17 protein-coding genes, 1 tRNA gene and 1 pseudogene are annotated in these 18,859 nt (G+C 42.8%); 8 read left to right on the top strand and 11 right to left on the bottom strand.

Annotated features, from left to right (window positions below):
- Window positions 1–21: 21 nt before the first annotated feature.
- Window positions 22–177 carry a hypothetical protein gene (locus HWQ23_RS16865; RefSeq protein ID WP_292830159.1) on the bottom strand — a complete coding sequence of 52 codons (156 nt, stop codon included), beginning with the start codon at window positions 175–177 and terminating at the stop codon, window positions 22–24.
- A 683-nt stretch (window positions 178–860) separates the two neighbouring features.
- On the opposite strand from HWQ23_RS16865, the gene HWQ23_RS16860 reads away from it, so the two are divergent.
- Window positions 861–2,033, top strand: a complete 1,173-nt coding sequence (locus HWQ23_RS16860; protein WP_292830157.1) for a sulfate ABC transporter substrate-binding protein — start codon at window positions 861–863, stop codon at window positions 2,031–2,033.
- A gap of 8 nt (window positions 2,034–2,041) precedes the next feature.
- Here the strand turns inward: HWQ23_RS16860 and HWQ23_RS16855 are convergent, their stop codons facing one another.
- The 3 genes from HWQ23_RS16855 to HWQ23_RS16845 form a co-directional block, all read right to left on the bottom strand.
- Window positions 2,042–3,448, bottom strand: a complete 1,407-nt coding sequence (locus HWQ23_RS16855; RefSeq protein ID WP_292830155.1) for a lysophospholipid acyltransferase family protein — start codon at window positions 3,446–3,448, stop codon at window positions 2,042–2,044.
- Window positions 3,449–3,620: 172 nt separating this feature from the next.
- Entirely contained in the window at window positions 3,621–4,067 is a 447-nt protein-coding gene (locus HWQ23_RS16850; protein ID WP_292830153.1) for a DUF2127 domain-containing protein, read from the bottom strand.
- 507 nt (window positions 4,068–4,574) lie between these two features.
- Window positions 4,575–4,647: transfer RNA gene (locus HWQ23_RS16845), tRNA-Ala, on the bottom strand.
- Window positions 4,648–4,718: 71 nt separating this feature from the next.
- Between HWQ23_RS16845 and trhO the strand changes: the two genes are divergently transcribed.
- Window positions 4,719–5,627, top strand: coding sequence for an oxygen-dependent tRNA uridine(34) hydroxylase TrhO (gene trhO / locus HWQ23_RS16840; protein WP_292830151.1), 909 nt, complete (start codon window positions 4,719–4,721; stop codon window positions 5,625–5,627).
- Between the two features lie 139 nt (window positions 5,628–5,766).
- Here the strand turns inward: trhO and HWQ23_RS16835 are convergent, their stop codons facing one another.
- Both HWQ23_RS16835 and HWQ23_RS16830 read right to left on the bottom strand, forming a co-directional pair.
- Window positions 5,767–7,299, bottom strand: coding sequence for a SagB/ThcOx family dehydrogenase (locus HWQ23_RS16835; RefSeq protein WP_292830181.1), 1,533 nt, complete (start codon window positions 7,297–7,299; stop codon window positions 5,767–5,769).
- Between the two features lie 228 nt (window positions 7,300–7,527).
- Entirely contained in the window at window positions 7,528–8,376 is an 849-nt protein-coding gene (locus HWQ23_RS16830; protein WP_292830149.1) for a M28 family peptidase, read from the bottom strand.
- Between the two features lie 316 nt (window positions 8,377–8,692).
- Here HWQ23_RS16830 and dnaK point away from each other — a divergent pair, with 316 nt between their 5' ends.
- From dnaK to HWQ23_RS16805, 5 genes are all read left to right on the top strand, one after another.
- The gene (gene dnaK, locus HWQ23_RS16825) at window positions 8,693–10,774 is read left to right on the top strand and encodes a molecular chaperone DnaK (RefSeq protein WP_292830147.1); all 2,082 of its coding nucleotides are present in this window, start codon (window positions 8,693–8,695) and stop codon (window positions 10,772–10,774) included.
- 198 nt (window positions 10,775–10,972) lie between these two features.
- Entirely contained in the window at window positions 10,973–11,965 is a 993-nt protein-coding gene (locus HWQ23_RS16820; RefSeq protein ID WP_292830145.1) for a J domain-containing protein, read from the top strand.
- Window positions 11,966–12,027: 62 nt separating this feature from the next.
- On the top strand, window positions 12,028–13,113 hold the full coding sequence (locus HWQ23_RS33460; RefSeq protein ID WP_365741711.1) for a CHAT domain-containing protein: 1,086 nt from the start codon (window positions 12,028–12,030) through the stop codon (window positions 13,111–13,113).
- Window positions 13,114–13,364: 251 nt separating this feature from the next.
- Window positions 13,365–13,889 (top strand): J domain-containing protein, encoded by a 525-nt coding sequence (locus HWQ23_RS16810; RefSeq protein ID WP_292830179.1) that lies wholly within the window; start codon window positions 13,365–13,367, stop codon window positions 13,887–13,889.
- A gap of 31 nt (window positions 13,890–13,920) precedes the next feature.
- Complete coding sequence (locus HWQ23_RS16805; protein WP_292830143.1) at window positions 13,921–14,193, top strand: DUF3143 domain-containing protein; 273 nt, start codon at window positions 13,921–13,923, stop codon at window positions 14,191–14,193.
- Between the two features lie 42 nt (window positions 14,194–14,235).
- Here the strand turns inward: HWQ23_RS16805 and HWQ23_RS16800 are convergent, their stop codons facing one another.
- The gene (locus tag HWQ23_RS16800; protein WP_292830141.1) at window positions 14,236–14,388 is read right to left on the bottom strand and encodes a hypothetical protein; all 153 of its coding nucleotides are present in this window, start codon (window positions 14,386–14,388) and stop codon (window positions 14,236–14,238) included.
- 333 nt (window positions 14,389–14,721) lie between these two features.
- Here HWQ23_RS16800 and HWQ23_RS16795 point away from each other — a divergent pair, with 333 nt between their 5' ends.
- Entirely contained in the window at window positions 14,722–15,075 is a 354-nt protein-coding gene (locus HWQ23_RS16795; protein WP_292830139.1) for a hypothetical protein, read from the top strand.
- Between the two features lie 35 nt (window positions 15,076–15,110).
- Here HWQ23_RS16795 and HWQ23_RS16790 read toward each other — a convergent pair.
- The 4 genes and pseudogenes from HWQ23_RS16790 to HWQ23_RS16775 form a co-directional block, all read right to left on the bottom strand.
- A pseudogene (locus HWQ23_RS16790) lies at window positions 15,111–16,410 on the bottom strand (RNA-guided endonuclease InsQ/TnpB family protein).
- Between the two features lie 407 nt (window positions 16,411–16,817).
- Window positions 16,818–17,054 (bottom strand): DUF4327 family protein, encoded by a 237-nt coding sequence (locus tag HWQ23_RS16785; protein WP_012407481.1) that lies wholly within the window; start codon window positions 17,052–17,054, stop codon window positions 16,818–16,820.
- Window positions 17,055–18,060: 1,006 nt separating this feature from the next.
- The gene (rbfA, locus tag HWQ23_RS16780; protein WP_292830137.1) at window positions 18,061–18,477 is read right to left on the bottom strand and encodes a 30S ribosome-binding factor RbfA; all 417 of its coding nucleotides are present in this window, start codon (window positions 18,475–18,477) and stop codon (window positions 18,061–18,063) included.
- A gap of 122 nt (window positions 18,478–18,599) precedes the next feature.
- Window positions 18,600–18,806, bottom strand: a complete 207-nt coding sequence (locus HWQ23_RS16775; protein ID WP_190911532.1) for a DUF751 family protein — start codon at window positions 18,804–18,806, stop codon at window positions 18,600–18,602.
- Window positions 18,807–18,859 lie beyond the last annotated feature (53 nt).

Below are 18,859 nucleotides of genomic sequence, written 5' to 3'. Positions count from 1 at the left end.
GAGGTCTTTTTATGAGCCTAATTAGGGGGCTGCTGCTTCCACTGCGATCGCGAGTTTTGAGTCTGTCCCCTGGTGGGTTGAGCCATCAGCATTACTGTTAAAGGCGTTAGACAAATACCCAAAGCCAAAAAACTGGTGAGAATTTTTTTCATAAAATAACAGGTAGCTGTTTTTCATTGGGTTTAACAGAAGCTGTGGTTATCAACATCGTGATGTTTGTCAGGAATGTCGCAATGTTTCGTATTAATATCATGATGTTTGTCAGGAATGTCGCAATGTTTCGTATTAATATCGTGATGTTTGTCGGAATGTCGCAATGTTTCGTATTAATATCGTGATGTTTGTCAGGAATGTTGCAATCTTTGTGAGGAACATCCCAATGTTTCTTGTTAATATTGTGTTTGTCGTTAGAAACGTCAAAAAGCTTAGGGGCATAGATATACCCCTTCTCAGTTGAGTGCAATACAGACCTAACCCCCAACCCCTTCCCTACTAGCGTTGGGGAGTAAGTAGAGCGGTGTGAATAATTCAAGGTTTGTAGTGAGGGCTTCAGCCATCATTTGAGGACTAAAGTCCTCACTACGAACTAATCTCAAGATTTTTTACATTACTTAATCTAGTTTGATTTATTCTCACCGACTTACTTAAGATTCAAAGCCTCTCTCCTAAAAGGAGAGAGGAATGGAAGTGAGGTCAAAGTGTATTGCTTCCATTCGAGAACCGCTATATACGCCCCTACAGATGCGGGTTTTAGTTTAAATTTAGGTTAATAAAAAGTTATTTATCCTTAACCACTGTTTTATAATTCCCCTTAACTACAGCATCTTGCTCAAGTTATCGCAGATTCAGGGGAAAATTTGATGAACCAGGGACAACGTACTCCGAAATCAAGGAGATATTTGACTGAATTAGTTCAGACTTATATTGTGAAAGCTTTACACACTGCCAGACAGTGGCGCGTACAACTAATCCGATGGTTGTACAAGTATTCTTCATGGGGCGTTGTGTCTCTATTCTTCGTCGGAGTTAGCTTGAGTATCGTGATGGCTGCCTGCTCTCCACCTAATATTGATAATACTGGTAATGCTGGCGCAACTTCCCAGAGTGATGTAACCCTAACGTTTGTTTCCTACTCGGTTACTAGTGCAGCATACCAGCAGATCATTCCCAAATTTATCGAACAGTGGAAGAAAGAACACAACCAAAACGTCACTTTCAATCAAAGCTATGATGGGTCAGGTTCCCAGACTCTTGCCGTGATTGACGGTAAAGAAGCTGATGTGGTACACCTGTCACTTGCCCTTGATATTAATAAACTTGTTCAGGCAAATTTTATTCAACCGGGTTGGGAAAAAGAAGCGCCTAATAATGCAATTGTTACCAAATCTGTAAATGCGATCGCTGTTCGTGAAGGTAATCCCAAAAATATCAAAACTTGGGCAGATTTAGCAGGAGATGGCGTAAATGTGATGATGCCTGACCCCAGAACCTCTGGCGGCGCTCGCTGGAACTTCCTTAGTCTGTGGGGTTCTGTGACAAAAACTGGCGGAAATGAAAATCAAGCAATAGATTTCACCTCCAAAGTCTATAATAATGCACCTTTGTTGCCTAAAACGGCTCGAAATGCCACTGAACTGTTCTTCAACGATAATAAAGGTGATGTTCTGCTCAACTATGAAAACGAGATGATTTTATCAGTACAAAATGGCAAAAAAATCTCATATGTTGTGCCTGATATTAATATATCCATTGACAATCCTGTTGCTGTTGTCGATAAAAATGTCGATAAACACCGAACTCGCCCGATTGCCGAAGCGTTTATCAAATTTCTTTACACTCCAGAATCGCAACGAGAGTTTAGCAAATTGGGATTTCGTCCCGTTGACTTAACGATCGCCAAAGAAACGGCAGCCAATTTTCCCAAAATTAAAACTATCTTCAAAGCTGAAGATTTAGGAGGCTGGGACGAGATTCAGAAGAAATTCTTTGATGAAGGTGCAATTTTTGACAAAATCCGAGCTAAGAAGTCTTAGAATTTTCCTTATTTAATCATCTTCTCTAAAGCGATTTGCAAATCTTTTGTCAAATCGCTCACAGCTTGTCTAGCCGCCAAGCGATCGCCTTGACAATTTCGAGAGCGTTCCGTAACTGAAATTGGCTCTCCCACGGTGATTTGTGCCTGTCGCAAACCTAAACGAGGTCGCCCCGGAAGTGTTGTATCCTGAATTCTAGAAAGCATATCGAATACAAGCAAAGCTGTTTCTGCGAACCGTTCCGCCGTCGGTTGTTCCTGAATATAACTAGCTGTGACGGCAACAAAACTTTCCACTATCCGCATATGTCGCATTCGCAAGTCTGCTTCCTGGGCAACCCAGTCTGCCAAACCGCGTTTAAAGGGTGGTAAAGCATTGATATCTGGCAAATCTTCCCGATAAATGTAATTCCAACCAGCCTCTTCCAAACGGCGACAACGGTCAATAAAATTACCCTGCCCTTGAACTCCAAAATATTGCTCGGCAACTTGTAAAGCCTTATCTAGTAAGCGATGAAGTCGGGCAATTAACACCTGATTCCGACTAGGAGATTCATCAGTTGAGATGGTTTTTGGGATATCTTGATGATAGAAGCGACAATAAAACTCTTCCATCTCCGTAATCAGATATTCAGCTAACCGATAGAGGCGTTGATAGTAAATCTCTTCACTATCGCCCGAATCAATTTCCATTACCCGCAAGCCGCTATCAGCTTCCAACTTACTCAACAGCGAATCCAGTTTAGACCAAGGTGGCTCAACGTAGCGATACTGGATAGCGATCGGCACAATGATCACAGTCTCAGTCCGATTAGCTTTTTGCAAGTCTTCTACACACCAAAACCCCATTTGAGCAACACCGGGTTCCAGTGGGCTAACAATACCACTATGACCATTAGTACCGCCTTCTGGTGCGACTGCGATCGGTAGTTCGCCATTAGCAAATAACTCGCGTGCAGTTTGAATAGCTTGCCGATCTAGTCGCCTACCGCGATGAACCGGCACACCCCCCAGCCGTGAAAACAGCCAAGCCAGCCAATCTCCAGCCCAAACCGTCATACCCCGGTCATAGAGAAAATAACTGTGAACAAGGGATTGTAGTGTAATACCTTTTTGACGAGCAACCTGTGGCACAATGTAGGACAGCAAATACAGCATACACAGAGGATCTTCTACCTCTGGATGGCGAAATGCCAACAAAAAGCGAATTTTTCCAGCCTGAAATTGTTGATAAAGTTCAGCTAATACCTCAACATTTTTGGCTTCAATCTTGACAATCCCAGCCGTTAGCCAAGGTCGAGTGCGGAACCGTAGTGCGATCGGCAGTAGCCACCGAACAATCTGAAGTACCAGCCGGTTAAACCGTAGAGTAATAAATTTCAGTGGTGGTTGAGTAGACTGAATCGATCTAGGCAAGTCGCTCTCCAGATTGTATTTCTAGCGATTGTACAACGTGGGGTCTTGGTTTTGCGTAAACCCAAAGACAAGCCTCTGGCAAGATCCTCCCACAGGATGCGTCAGCCAATTGTCATTAAACACTGCTCAGTTTTACCTCTCCAACGATACACCCTAAGTATCGAATCAAAAATTACTTTGGATGTTTAGGAAAATTTCGTAATAAATAGCCAAACACTGCTAAGTTCAACAAAAGAATCAATATTTTTATCGGAGAGAACCCCCGAATCAATTCATAAATTTCTGGCGGAATACTGATACCGACAAGTCCCAACACCAAGACATGTGCCCAACGCTTTTCGTACCATAAACCAACCGCTTCAATAGTAGTAACAATAGCATAGACCCCTGCTCCAATGCCGCTAAATGCCAAGGTTCGGGGATTTAAGTTGAGAACTTTCTTTAAAAGCCAATCAATAATTATCGATTTACCTTCTAAAACATAATTTTCTGAAAACACCTCTAGATTTTGATAATTTTTTAATGTCAATAATAAAGCGATCGAAGTAACCATCAGCAGCAAGGCGGCAAATGATTTGTAGAGAACAATTGCCACTAATCCCAATGGACGCTTTTTCAAACAACCCCCTAAGTATATACAGCAGAATTCAGGAGTCAGGATTCAGAATGGGCTACGCCCCGCTGCGCTAACAAGAGTAAAACAGGGTTTATATCTGGCTTTGAGACGAATCGTTGTGTACTTCAGTTTCCTTGAACTCCTCTGTAAGTAAAACTTTGACTAACTGGCTCTGGATGATGCCAACTAAGACGCTTATTCTAGCAGTACTGGATCGCCCCATCTTTCCACTTTTACCAATACAGCTTCATAGGGGTAATTGCAATACGGTTCGGATAAGGTTTTTTCATGACAGATCCTAGATCACAAAGACGCGATAAATCGCCGTCTTTACAATAATCAGTCCAATGCAAGAGACGGCGATTTATCGCGTCTCTTGCCTTAAGCGAACCGTATTGGGGGTAATTGGATGCAATACCAAATTCATAGGGAATTGGTTTTAATTAACATTGTTATGTGCCGCAGCTACGCCCCCCGCAGGCATCGCGCATTGAGATAAATTATATCCAATGGAGGTTAGCGGACTCGAACCGCTGACATCCTGCTTGCAAAGCAGGCGCTCTACCAACTGAGCCAAACCCCCATAAAATTAAAATAGTAGGTAACTTTGGTTGTCGTTGTTATTGTAACTTATATTGTTCCATTACCAAAGGGATGAAGTCAGAAAATATCCACGTTGTTGCAGCACTGTATAAATTTGTCAAGCTGCCAGATTTTGCCGAGAAACAAGATCCTCTGCTGTCTTACTGCCAAGCGCAAGATGTCAAGGGGACAATTTTGCTGGCACAAGAAGGGATTAACGGTACAATTGCGGGTTCGCGTCAGGCGATTGACTCTGTTCTGTGGTTTCTGCGTTCTGACCCGCGTTTAGCAGACCTCGAATCCAAAGAATCCTATACCGAAACCCCGCCCTTTGAGCGGATGAAGGTGCGGTTGAAGCCAGAAATTGTTACTTTGGGGTTGCCAGAAATTGACCCAAATGAGCAAGTTGGCACTTATGTCAGTCCCGAAGAATGGAATGATTTGATTTGTGATCCAGAAGTAACCGTGATTGACACCCGCAATGATTATGAGGTGAGTATCGGTACTTTCCAAGGCGCAGAAAATCCCCAAACTAGCTCATTCCGGGAATTTCCCAATTATGTGCTACACCACCTCGACCCAACTAAGCATAAAAAGGTTGCTCTGTTTTGTACAGGCGGCATTCGTTGTGAAAAAGCTTCATCCTTTATGATTGCCCAAGGCTTTGCAGAAGTCTATCATCTAAAAGGCGGCATTCTCAAGTATTTGCAGGAAGTTCCAGCAGAAGAAAGTTTATGGGAAGGGGAATGTTTTGTCTTTGATGAGCGGGTAACTGTCAGTCATGGGTTGGAACAAGGTAGTTGTGAGCGGTGCTTCTGTTGTGGACGTCCGATTTCTGAAGAAGATAAGGTATCTCCAAAGTATGAACAAGGTATCTCTTGTCCCTATTGTTTTGATAGCCTCACCGAGGAGAAAAGAGCGCGTCAACAGCAAAAATGGCGGCACTACCAAACCCAAGTTGCTAACAAAAATCGGATGTGAGTTACCTACTAGGAAAATATTCACCTCTGGTATTTACAGCATAGATTTACCGCCAAAAGCTTAGGTTAGGAAACGAACCGCAAAGAGCGCAAAGAATTTTTGTGGACTTTGTGTTATTTGCAGTAGCCTGAAATACGTTTTATCTTGGGCGTCCCAATGTAGTGATATATAAAACAGCTTCATCAGTAGGGATACCTAAAACTTCGTTTACTTGGTCATCAAAGAATCCACCGATACCACTAACGCCTACATTCAGGTGGATTGCCGCTAAATTCAGGCGTTGTCCCAAATGGCCGGCATCCATATGTAAGTAACGGTAAACGCGATCGCCATATTGTGCGATCGCGGCTTTCAGATCAGATGTATGAAACAACACTGCTGCTGCATCCCGTCCTAATTCTTGTCCTAAACAGAGAAAATGTAACTCTCGCCGGAAATTTTTAAAGCGAATTTGGCGTAATTCTTGGGCTTTGGGTGCGTAATAGTAACAACCCGCCTCCAATCCTTCGACTCCAGAAACAGCAATGAATGTTTCGATTAAATTCAGATCAAAGTAGTCTGGAGAAATATCTAAACTTTGATCAATGTAATTTTGCGGTTGGTAAGTGAAATCGAGTAAACTTTTCAATTCATCGAAAGTTAACTCATCACCATTGTAAGCGCGGGTAGAGCGTCGCTTGTACATAGTGATTTCCAGTTCTGACAGGTTTTTTCCCCAGTCTATAGGCGCAGTGATGGTGGGAATTTTCAAACAGAAAGGAAAGTTATATTTATCCTCCAAAGATTTTTCTTGTTTGATAGTTGGTAGATTGAGATTGCCAGTTATACCTGTTTGGATCTGGGTATATTGATGGAAATATGTCAGCAATTCACCATCGGGGATTTCGGGATAACTGGTTTCGGTGGCGGAAGGTAAAGCAGTACATCCCAATGGCAAATTTTGATTGACATCTAACAAGTCTGCCAGAGGTAAGACAGCGATCGCACCTTCTTGTTGCGGATCAACATAAAGCAGATCGTTTACCGATTCATCCACAAAACCGCCGATTAAATGGGGGCGATAGTCAGTAATCGCACCAGCCAATTCGATATTGCCCAACAGGTGTCCTGTATCTAGAAAAATCCGGCGATAAGCCCGATCTTCATAGCGCCACGCAGAACGATAGAATACCGCAGTAACAATAATTGCTAATTGGGTATTATCTAGGGAAGGATGCCAGAAACAAGCTGCTTGGAGAGTTTGCCAAACATCACTTTCCCAATAATGCATCAGGGAATGAGTTCGACACTGGTAGTTATACAGACCAGGTGGCAATAACGACGTGCCACGGGAAACCACATAGACTTCGGCAGGGTATAGTCCGCCTGCACTGGGGGCAGCCCGTAAATACACCGCACTACCCATAGAAGGCATTTTCGCCGTCAATCCATAGCTGCGAAACAGCAGCCTTGAGAGTCTTTGCCACCATTGAGCATCTGGGTTATTAGCAAATCCTTCTGCTTTTTCTTGGATATAGGGTTTGAGATCAAAAGTAGAGCCAATTTTGTACTCTTTAAAGGGGACTGGCTGTTTAGCCCAGTCTAACCCCTGACTTTTGGAGGCGAGAGTCTCAGGGTTGTATTTAGTCCGTTCGTGATAATGCTGGGCAATTGATTGGTGTAATTCTGGCATAGTACTTTTAATATCCTTGGGGCATCCTTTTTTTGATCTTGGCATTCATTAGCCTGATTATTTCGTATTAATTGGTACAATCCTCAGAGTCACAAAGTGGTAAATGGTAACAACTCAATTGCGGCATTGGGCAAACAGGGCATTGAATGAATGTAGAGACGTAGCACTGCTACGTCTCTACAAGGGTTCTGGATGCATATTTAATTTCACTCCTATGTCTAATATTTTTCACAACCGCCGAATTGCAATTTCTAACCCTTCACATACACCGCTAAGAAAATCTAAATCCAAAGTAGCGATCGCATCACTAGCTTTGTGATAATGTGGATTTCGCAAAAATGCCGTATCTGTCACCATCATTGCCGGATAACCCAAATCCCAGAAAGGTGCATGATCACTACGTCTGGTTTGGGGAACTATTAAACCTCGATTCGGTACGGGTAGCCATTGACTAGATACGCCAGCTTTGCGAATACTCCGACTCATGCCAATTAAGTCAGGCAATGTCCGCAAATTCCCAATTAAAGCAATAAAATCACCTCTATCTGGGTAGAAACGTTCCAGAGGAGGGGGATAACTTTGAGAACCAGGTGTAGAATCCTTATAGCCCAGCATTTCTAAAGAGATCATTAAACGTAGCTGTTTCTTTTGTTGATGCAACAAGGCTGCATAGTCAGCACTACCCAGTAAGCCGTATTCTTCCATATCGAAAGCAACTAGCCTTAAGGGATATCTGACAGCTTCAGCAGCAAACTTTCTGGCTAATTCCAGCAACACCGCCACACCTGTAGCATTATCATCTGCCCCTGGTGTCCCCGGAACGGTATCATAATGAGCAGCAATTAAAATAGGTGGCAAATTCTTTTTTTGCCCTCTAGCTTCGGAAGGTAAATTTAATATCAAGTTATTACAAGCTTTACCTCTGACTTTAAAGGTGTGGATTTCCACACTTCCGCATTGGGAAAATTGCTGGCGGATGTATTCTTGGACAAAAAAATGTCCAGCCGTTGCCATGTAAGGATCGCGTTCTCGCGCGATCGCACTCAAGGAAGTTTGTAATCGCTCTGTTAAATTCAAATTTTTAAAATAGTGGCAATATTAAGGTTTTCAGGCAATCAAAGAAGCAGAGCAAGTATTATTAAGCTGCATTTACCAACTTGTAGATCCAATAAAGAAAATTAGCTGGATAACAAGAATTGAGGCTGCTTAGGCACACCAACCATCTCAATGCTATCCTAGTCTTGCAACTATCTCCTCTAGCTGCACTTGTTAGCTTACTGCCTTAATGATCACTATTATACCATTGAGGTGTTTTCATCCTGTGGCACAAAGCTAAAGGTAGTTCCGCCCAATCATAATAAATATATAAGAAACTTTAGGAGAAGAGTAACGCATGGGCAAGGTAGTCGGCATCGACTTGGGTACAACCAACTCAGTAGTCGCCGTTATGGAGGGTGGCAAGCCGGTGGTGATTGCCAATGCAGAAGGAATGCGAACAACCCCCTCCGTAGTTGGCTTCAGCAAAGAAGGTGAAAGGGTGGTTGGGCAAATGGCACGGCGACAAACCGTCCTCAATCCCCAAAATACTTTTTTTGCAGTTAAACGCTTCATTGGGCGCAAGTATGGCGAACTTAACCCAGATTCCAAGCGTGTACCCTACACTATCCGCAAAGACGAAGTAGGCAATATTAAAATTGCCTGTCCCCGTCTGAATAAAGATTTCGCCCCAGAAGAAATTTCCGCAATGGTGCTGAAGAAATTAGCAGACGATGCAAGCCGCTACTTGGGTGAACCAGTCACAGGGGCAGTGATTACAGTACCCGCTTATTTTAACGATTCTCAACGGCAGGCAACCCGCGATGCTGGCAGAATTGCCGGTTTAGAGGTGCTGCGGATTCTCAATGAACCGACTGCTGCATCTTTGGCTTATGGGTTGGATCGGGGTGACACGGAAACTATCTTAGTATTTGACTTGGGTGGTGGCACTTTTGACGTGTCGATTTTAGACGTTGGTGATGGGATATTTGAAGTTAAAGCTACCAGTGGAGATACGCAACTTGGTGGTAATGACTTTGACAAAATAATCGTAGATTGGTTAGCAGAGCAATTTCTGGAAACAGAAGAGGTAGACTTAAGACGCGATCGCCAAGCTTTGCAACGTCTAATGGAAGCGGCCGAAAAAGCCAAAATTGAGCTTTCTGCTGTCAGCGTCACCGATATTAACTTACCCTTCATCACCGCCACCGAAGATGGCCCCAAACATCTGGAAACTCGTTTAACTCGTTCCCAGTTTGAAGGTTTGTGTGGTGATTTGGTAGGACGATTGCGGATACCTGTGAAACGGGCCCTCAAAGATGCCGGACTCTCACCTAGAGATATTGAGGAAGTTGTGTTAGTTGGCGGTTCTACACGGATGCCAATGGTGAAGCAGCTAGTGCGGGACTTGATTGGCACAGAACCCAACGAAAACGTCAACCCCGATGAAGTAGTGGGAGTGGGTGCAGCAATTCAAGCAGGCATTCTCGCTGGCGAACTCAAAGATGTGCTGCTTTTGGATGTCACACCGTTATCTTTGGGATTGGAAACTATCGGCGGCGTGATGAAAAAACTCATTCCCCGCAATACCACCATCCCAGTCCGCCGTTCTGATATTTTTTCCACGTCCGAAAATAACCAGAATACTGTGGAAATTCACGTAGTCCAGGGCGAACGGGAAATGGCAGCAAATAACAAGTCTTTAGGACGGTTTAAGCTGTATGGCATCCCGCCAGCACCGCGAGGAATTCCCCAAGTTCAGGTGTCATTGGATATCGATGCTAACGGTATTTTACAGGTAACAGCTCTCGATAGAACCACTGGGCGAGAGCAGAGTATCACCATTCAAGGCGCTTCTACCTTGAACGAGTCAGAAGTGAATCGGATGATTCAGGACGCTCAGAAATACGCCGATGTCGATCGCGAACGTAAAGAAAGGGTAGAAAAGCGAACTCGTTCTGAGGCGTTGATTTTCCAAGCAGAACGACAGCTTAGAGAAGTAGCACTGGAATTTGGTATGCAGTTTGCCCGCAGCCGCCGCCAAAGAATTGATAATATTTGCCGAGACTTAAAAGAGAGTCTTAAGGAAAATAGCGATCGCGGTATTGATCAAGCCTACGCCGATTTGCAAGATGCTCTCTATGAGCTAAATAGAGAAGTCCGCCAGTCTTATGCTGAAGATGAAGACGATGATTTGTTTGGTACTATCCGCGACATCTTTACTGGCGGTGAGAAAGATAAAGAACGCGAATCTCCCAAAGATACATATCGAGAACGCGACTCTTATGGTAAGGACTATGGCAGAGATTACGGTAAAGACTATGGCACAGACTATAGCCGAGACAGTCGTTCCTCCTCTTATGAAAGCCGTCCTCCACGCAAATCCCGTCCCAGCTACCAAGATAACTGGGATGATGAAGAAGACAATGATTGGTTGTAGTACTTTTAATAAAAGTTAGAAGTTACCAGAGACGCGATTAATCGCGTCTGTACAGGAGTTACCAGAGACGCGATTAGTCGCGTCTGTACTTAAAAATTAAATCTTTCAACTGTTAACTCCTAACTCATAACTCTTAATTTTTCTCTCCTAACTCCTAATTAATCCAAAATCTAAAATCTAAAATTTAAATAGCTGACTATGCAAAATTTGCCGAACTTTCGCGATTACTACGAGATATTGGGAGTATCTAAAGATGCCTCTGGTGAGGAAATTAAAAAGGTTTATCGGCGGTTAGCAAGGCAATATCACCCCGATCTAAATCCGGGTAACAAAGAATCTGAGGAAAAATTTAAGGATATCGGCGAGGCTTATGAAGTTCTTTCAGATCCAGCCAAGCGATCGCAGTACGACCAGTTTAGCCGCTACTGGAAGCAAAAAGGCTTTGCAGGCAATCCTAAAACGCCCAAGGCTAAAACTTGGCAGAGTAGCCAAGGCGATCGCAACGTTAATCAGGAGGTAGATCCAAGTCAATTCTCCGACTTTGAAAGCTTTATTAATCAAGTTATTGGCGTTAAAAATAAAAATGCGACAAATAACTCCAGTAATGGTAAAAGCGATCCCTTTCGTTCCCCCAGAACAAAAGTTGAATACACTGTTAACACTCCACCTCGCACTACCCGTCGGGATATAGAAGCCAGATTAACGCTCCCACTAGAAAAAGCTTATCAAGGTGGCAATGAACGCATTCGTTTGGAAGATGGGCGATCGCTAGAAGTTAATATGCCTCCAGGTATGGTAACAGGTCAAACCATCCGTTTACGAAACCAAGGCGTTGGTGGTGGCGACCTGTACTTAAAAATTACTGTTAATCCTCATCCATTATTTAAGCTAGATGGTTTAAATATCCTCTGCCAAGTACCAGTTACTCCCACAGAGGCAGTTTTAGGAGGACAGGTAGAAGCACCAACTCTCGATGGCCCTGTAAAAATGACCATCCCTCAAGGAGTTAGGTCTGGTCAAAAATTTCGACTAGGGAATAAAGGCTACCCCAGCGATGACGGCAAACGTGGCGATCAATTAGTAGAAATTCAAATAGTCACACCGAAAAATATTAGTCAAGAAGAACAGGAACTTTACGAAAAGTTACGCCAAATTGAAACCTTTAAACCCCGTGCTGATTTACTAGGTTAAAAATGAGGGAATATATCTCGATTATTTAATGAATCGATATCCACCCTGTATAAATTAATCAAATGAATAGTGAAATTTCCATCAAACGGATTTTATTTTTGGCAGCTAATCCAAAAGGGACAACACAACTGCGTTTGGGCGAAGAATCTCGTGAAATTAAAGAAGGGCTACTGCGATCAAAAGAAGGGCATAAATTTAAAATAGAAACCAAATGGGCAGTTCGTCCTGACGATCTCCGCCGGGCAATGTTAGACTTTGAACCGCAAATTGTTCATTTTTCCGGACATGGTACAGGGGAGGAGGGATTAGCACTTGAAAATAATGAAGGAGAAGCACAGTTAGTCACAACTAATTCTCTGGCAAACCTATTTAAGTTGTTTGCAAGTCGCGGAGTGCAGTGTGTTGTTCTAAATGCTTGTTATTCAGAAGTCCAAGCAGAGGCTATTGCCCAATACATAAACTGTGTGGTGGGTATGAAGAAGGAAATTGGAGATAAAGCCGCAATCAAATTTACAGTAGGTTTCTACGACGGGCTTGGTGCAGGATGGTCATTTGAGGATTCCTACCATCTGGGTTGCAATGCTATTGAGATGGAAGGAATTCCAGAACACCTGACTCCAATTCTAAAAAATAATTCTGAAACTATACCAAAATTATTGTCTAATTCCCCGATACTAAATGTTGAATATATTACCCATGATACAGAAATATTTATCAAATCAGACAATTTTCTCTCTGAACGAAAGCTACTGAATTTTTTAGAATACTTAAGCGCAACTCATTGTTTTCGCCATAGTCACTTATCTAATATTATCAAGTTAATTTCTTTTTTTGAAGAAACAAGTAACCAATATATCATAGAGGATTTAGCTCAATCATCCCATAACCTTGTTTTGGCGCTCCAAGCTTTACTCAACTTTACTGGCGCTAACTTCTATATATTTCCTGATAACATACAAAATTTACGAGAGGATACACAGTCTTGTTTGCAGCCGGGAATGAATACTGATAGAACTGTTCATGCTGTTAGTCAAGAAAAAATATTACTTTATGATGAATTCAAGAATGAGATGTATTCCTATATAGACAAAATAAGGGAATTATACGAGGCATATAGACACTTAGTCAAAAAAATACTGATAGTATAATCCATATAGTAAAACGATATTATTTGATTGAAGTAGTGATTCAAAAGTTTTACCCTAGCTAAAAACTCAAGCGGGGATTGTGGTTAAAATAGATGAAAAACGTATAATAAATCTCAAACTCTGCGAGCTTGTGGGTTTGAAATCAAATCTGGGAATAAAGGCGGTTAGCCTCTATGCCATTAGCAGGTTTACAATATTAGAAAAAACTTGATTGCAAGGTGACTCAAACAGCCGTGAATCACAACGGGGCAATGCCACAAAGCAGTAAACCAACTTATTACTCCCTGCTAGGACTGCATCCCTCGGCATCGGTAATCGACATTCGTCGCGCTTATCGGCAACTGAGCAAACGCTATCATCCTGATACTACAGACTTGCCTACTGCGATCGCCACTCCCAAATTTCAGCAAATCAACGAAGCCTACGCTACCCTGAGCCATCCAGAACGTCGGTTAAGCTACGATTTAAAAATTGGCTATTCCCGCTTTGGAGTGATTCAACCACCCCCTGATTTGAATCATCCAGTCTCCCGTCCATATAACTGGTCAAAATCAGCTTACCTCGATGCGAGCGATCGCCCCCTCTCATCTGGCGAAATCTTTGCTTTATTTATGCTGGTGTTAACATTTGTAGGTTGTCTAATCCTAGCAGTTGCCATCGGCTTAACTCGTGGTGAGGCTGCTTTCCAAACCCATTTGCTGCAACCAACTGCACCTGTACAACAGCACATTATCCATGTGTCGCAACCAATTACCCCTATGGTAATTAACAATTAAAATATTTCTTAATCCAAAATCCCAAATTCCTATGTCTCTTCTTCCCTCTGATACCCCCCTATATAATCATCCCCTGCCACAAATTGAACAGTGGCTAAAAGATCAAGGCTGTCAACAAGACGATATACAGAGGCATTGCTGGCATGTGCAGCGCCCTAGTTGGCAAGCTGAACTATGGCTCGATGTTGAGCAAATCGTAGTCCGATATGTCCAACCTGGGGAAAATGGGCAAGATATCCAACGTTCATTCAAGTATTCTCTCAGTCGGGATGATGTAGAACAAGCCGTGTTTTCTGGCCCATAAGAAAAGTGCTAGGTACAGTTCACCGTAAAAAGGTTACAAAAATCAAGCCGCAATAACGTTCAATTCGGATATTGGAGATGCGCGAATATGCCAAGCTAGAAAAATCTCTAACAGAGGCAAACACTGGCGGTGGCGTTTGATTGTAAATTTAAACCAAAATCGATAGCGATCGCATTTCCACAATTCGATCAGCATCAAGTTAACACCTTCGGGCAAATGCTTTTAATTAATTACCCAAAAAACGCAAAACCATATTTTTCGTAAGGGCACAGCATTGCTGTGCCCCTACAGCATGGTCTATTTTCGTAGTTTACCGCCGTAGGCATCGCAGGATAATTAAGAAAAGCCTGAAAACTTCCTCAAGATCGCTAATTCACATCACGATGCATTTGTACAGTGCGTAAGTCCTATACTGTTTTCTGGAATCAACGCTTTTTGAAGCATCTTTACCTATGACATGAATGCACCAGCCTAGACTACCTATTCAGGTAACATAAGTAATTATCAAGAAGTTTTAATAAATAGCTCATGGCTTCAACCCCTCTAACACTAAACTTAGTTGAAGGTTCTGTCTCCTTCAGTTTTTCACCCCAAGCAGCACGAGAATTAAAGACAGCGACCGATCAATTAATGGAACGCCTAAAAGCTGTCGCCGCTAAACCCACCCCTGGCGGCGGTAAAGTCACTCCCCAGCCTCCCCTGGAATATTGTTATACGGGTGAAGTATTTTTAGAAATTTTCTGTAATCCTAATATCTGGCCGACACCCTTCGCAGCCAAAGTTTTGCTGACTGTCCGCAACGTTAATATCCGCTTGACTACAGAAGCTGAACTTACTCGCATCATTGAAGACATTAATCAGTATTTAGAGCAAGTGGGTTGACACTCCCTGGCGTGAACGCGCAGGGATTCTTTAATCTACGAATCAACTTGCTCTAACAGGATTTCTCCAACTAAAGTAGAGGTCGATTCTCCCAAAGCGTTGCTTGCGTCTGTCTTGGAAAGGTTGACGCGGGAATCCTCCCGCGCCCAACTTTCCGCTAGCGCAAAGGTTCCGGTATGCCCTACCGTACCCAATCCCCGACTAAGGATAATTCTAGCTGCGTTTTCATCACGATCCATCACGCAACCACACAAACATACGTGTGTTCTGGTAGATAGAGTTTTTTTAAAAACTTTACCACAGCTAGAGCATTCTTGGGTTGTGTATTGCGGATTAACCGCAACCGTGACACGTTTAAATACGAGTCCAAAATATTCAACCCAGACACGAAACTGATACCAAGATGCGTCATTTATAGACTTGGCTAAACAGTGATTTTTCACCATATTTTTAATCCTCAAATCTTCATAGGCTATCAAATCGTTAGACTGAACTACGCACCGTGCTAATTTCACAGCATGGTCTTTACGTTGCCTACTTATTTTGAGGTGGCGCTTTCCTAAAACCTGTCTTGCCTTGCCTCTATTTCTTGAACCTTTTACTTTTCTTGAAACTCGACGCCCAAGACGTTTAAGAAACTTTTCACTCCTTAGCAGGAACCTTGGGTTTTCAACCATTCCCCCTTCAGAATCAGTGTAGTATTCTTTAAGTCCAACGTCTAAACCGATTGTGTTACCAGTTGGTTCTATGTTTTCAGATCGATCTACATCAATGCAAAACTGAACATACACACCATCCGCACGTTTTACCAATCTCACCCGTTTAATTTGGTTAATTTGGTGAGTCCAGCCCCCGTCTTGGCGGTTTCCGTCACGATGGGGGACTGGCGAACCCGAAGGGTAGAAGTGCAAATCACGAGTACCTTTGAGTTTTAAATGACCAATACCTTTTTTGTCGGTGAAGGTTATGGATTTTCGATTATCTGCAAGCTTCCATCCTGACGTTTTGTACTCAACCGAGCGACAATCTTTCTGGAATTGAGGATACCCCTTTAAACCCGGAATACCCTTCTTGCAGTTGTCATAAAACCTAGAGATAGAAGACCATGCTCGTTCGGCACTAGCTTGTCTAGCCATTGAATTGAGTTCATTAGCAAAGGGAAAATTAGCCGCAAGTACAGCACAATATTTCTGCAAATCATTTTTACCCGTATCTTTAACATCCATCCATAGCCGAATACAGCTATTGCGGATGAACTTTGCTGCTCCGTTTTGCATCATCTACTGCTGTTAACTGGGATGATTTTCCATAAGCTTTAAACTCAAAAACTAACATTGCTTTACCTCCTATCTTATACTAACACACTTGGTATAAGATTAGAAATAAAATAAAAAGCCGTCCTGGAAGGACGGGGCTTTAGACCCAGCTTTTCGGTAATATTTGTATAAAAATTACCGGAGCAGTTCAACATTAGGAACCACCCCGGTTTGAGAATCTACATACTAGGCTCAAGTCGTAGGATCAGATATACAGAACAATTGCTTCTGATCCCTACTTTAAGTTGAAAAGTTGTGTAAATTCAGACTCAAATGCTTCTGTGTTAATGAAAAACGCAAGATTCTGTATGGGGCAATGCTGCTCAAAAACCAGAGATTATCCCCCAGATTGGGCGTCGAATCGTTGATGGTGACATCCACACATCGAAAAAAAACTCCCAATCCAAATCCGAAATCAAACATTGATTAGTCGTTATCCCACTGTTCACGACCAATTAGGTCGCCAATGCGATCGCGTAACAAAAAGTCACATTTCTCTAATTCACATTCAACGCAAACCCACTCTCTCGCTGGAATGTATTGGCAGAGGGTATATATTGGCTGTTGTCGGCTAATCATTCCCTTTTGCACCAGTCGGCGTGCTTCGTCTTGAATCAAATCTAGAGAGTAGTAATTGATAGAAGGCACCGTATTCACACTCATGGTTTTTACTCACAAATTAACATTTAGATTAGTATTCCCGTTAATAATTAGGAACAAACATGACAGAAATTAGACTTGTGGCTAGGATTTTGTAGTTTGCTATACGGAACTATTTTTATTTTGACGCTACATATCCTGAAATTATCTCAAGAAATGTTAAGAAAGTCAACAAATCCTGATATTGCTCGAAAATCCGCTTTACAAAAAAAATTCCGAGTAGTTAACTTAACATGCTGGGGTGGCTGTATGACTTTTATTCAACAAGCCTGAAAGTCCTGCCATTAGTGTCTTTAGGCAAGATTTGGTGGGTGGGAATTCACATGGCGTCACCGATAGCGTTCGCGTAGCGTCTCGTAGAGAAGCGGTAGGGAGTCATCTCCCTACAGCCCTGCGGGCATCCTACGGCAGGCGCTAGCCACGCGCGTGAGGGAGAAGGGGAGACGCTAAGAGCGAACGAGCGTCATAGCCCGCCGCAGGCATCGCTTACATCTCAAATAATCACCTTAAAACCGGATCTAGAACTGCTGGTATTTAGCTAAGGGTAAACAACACAAGAATATTTCTCAGGAACTAAGGTATAAACTGTTGCAAAGTATAACGGCAAAACTAGACTACGAAGGCTTTTAGCCTAGCATCTGTTAACAATTTCTTAAGTTGAGTAAAGACGTAACTAGTTAGTTATTTTAAGCACTAATGTTACACAGGTTTTTTTGACAAACATCTGTAGAAGGGTAGAGTAATGTTGATTCGTAATTAAGACACAGATAAAAATGCTTGAGATAAGCAGCATTTATGCATCTACACAGGAGGTTTGGTGTTTCTACTGTCCTTTTGCACTAGAGTCAAGACAAAAGGCAAGATAAACAGAAAGCCTATATATGCAACTAGCGATCGCTGAAGTAGGTTATGGTCACATTAAAACAGACGCTATCTAGTCACGTCTGTAAACTGTTTGGCGGATTTGCTGAGATTAATTGTTCTGAAGTTACATTGTTGTTTTAGTTACTTATTCGGAGAATTCCTCATCTTGATCAGTGCTGTCTTCTACTGCTGCCAGATTTTCTGGCGGACGCTCATGGTTAAGTTGGTTTAGCAGTGCCAATACCTTATTACCGCGTTCTATGGAGCGATCTTCGACAAAAATTACCTCTGGTGTACGACGTAGCCGTACCCGCGCCCCAAGTTCGCTGCGGACGTAACCTGTGGCGGACTTTAAGCCTGCCATTGTTTCTACCTTAGCTTCATCTGTACCATAGATACTGACGTAGATTTTGGCGTGTTGGAGATCGCCGGAAACATCAACATCAGTAACACTGACCATTCCTGTACCCACACGGTCATCCTTAATGCCGTTGAGCAGCATTTGGCTAACTTCCCGTTTGATCAGTTCAGCAACGCGGGAAACCCGGCGATTTGTAGCCATAAAAATTTCGCCTCCTCACAGAGGTTGTACAACAAAAATAGTCCAAGTTGGGTAGACAGTACTTAGCGGGAGCAACGCCAAGAACAACCGTCTGTGGGGCACAGCCCCGATATAGCGCTAGTCTAGATTGTACTCAAGCCCAACATTGCACGTAGGGTGAGAGTAAGGAAGACTAGGCTGCTCACAAATAAACCCAAGATAGCGATCAACGTCACTGGGCGCTTCAACAATGGCACTAACGGCGCAAAGGCGTTCAGAAACAGTCCTAAAACGATACTAATTAAGTACCGGGGGTAGCGAAAGACGTTATCCCAAAATCCGTCAAACATCTGAATTTATACTCCTTTATTATAATTCAGGTGGTCTATCTTTCCTTTTTTTC

The sequence above is a fragment of the Nostoc sp. JL33 genome, assembly GCF_017114985.1.
In the GTDB taxonomy this organism is placed as follows: Bacteria; Cyanobacteriota; Cyanobacteriia; order Cyanobacteriales; family Nostocaceae; genus Nostoc.
This window is presented reverse-complemented; position numbering and strand designations above follow the sequence as displayed.

What these genes read in the sequence shown, in the direction of transcription:
- HWQ23_RS16865 (WP_292830159.1), bottom strand. Translation starts at nt 177, where the DNA reads ATGAAAAACAGCTACCTGTTATTTTATGAAAAAAATTCTCACCAGTTT.
- HWQ23_RS16860 (WP_292830157.1), top strand. Translation starts at nt 861, where the DNA reads ATGAACCAGGGACAACGTACTCCGAAATCAAGGAGATATTTGACTGAA.
- trhO (WP_292830151.1), top strand. Translation starts at nt 4,719, where the DNA reads ATGAAGTCAGAAAATATCCACGTTGTTGCAGCACTGTATAAATTTGTC.
- HWQ23_RS16835 (WP_292830181.1), bottom strand. Translation starts at nt 7,299, where the DNA reads ATGCCAGAATTACACCAATCAATTGCCCAGCATTATCACGAACGGACT.
- dnaK (WP_292830147.1), top strand. Translation starts at nt 8,693, where the DNA reads ATGGGCAAGGTAGTCGGCATCGACTTGGGTACAACCAACTCAGTAGTC.
- HWQ23_RS16820 (WP_292830145.1), top strand. Translation starts at nt 10,973, where the DNA reads ATGCAAAATTTGCCGAACTTTCGCGATTACTACGAGATATTGGGAGTA.
- HWQ23_RS33460 (WP_365741711.1), top strand. Translation starts at nt 12,028, where the DNA reads ATGAATAGTGAAATTTCCATCAAACGGATTTTATTTTTGGCAGCTAAT.
- HWQ23_RS16810 (WP_292830179.1), top strand. Translation starts at nt 13,365, where the DNA reads ATGCCACAAAGCAGTAAACCAACTTATTACTCCCTGCTAGGACTGCAT.
- HWQ23_RS16805 (WP_292830143.1), top strand. Translation starts at nt 13,921, where the DNA reads ATGTCTCTTCTTCCCTCTGATACCCCCCTATATAATCATCCCCTGCCA.
- HWQ23_RS16800 (WP_292830141.1), bottom strand. Translation starts at nt 14,388, where the DNA reads ATGCTGATCGAATTGTGGAAATGCGATCGCTATCGATTTTGGTTTAAA.
- HWQ23_RS16795 (WP_292830139.1), top strand. Translation starts at nt 14,722, where the DNA reads ATGGCTTCAACCCCTCTAACACTAAACTTAGTTGAAGGTTCTGTCTCC.
- HWQ23_RS16785 (WP_012407481.1), bottom strand. Translation starts at nt 17,054, where the DNA reads ATGAGTGTGAATACGGTGCCTTCTATCAATTACTACTCTCTAGATTTG.
- rbfA (WP_292830137.1), bottom strand. Translation starts at nt 18,477, where the DNA reads ATGGCTACAAATCGCCGGGTTTCCCGCGTTGCTGAACTGATCAAACGG.
- HWQ23_RS16775 (WP_190911532.1), bottom strand. Translation starts at nt 18,806, where the DNA reads ATGTTTGACGGATTTTGGGATAACGTCTTTCGCTACCCCCGGTACTTA.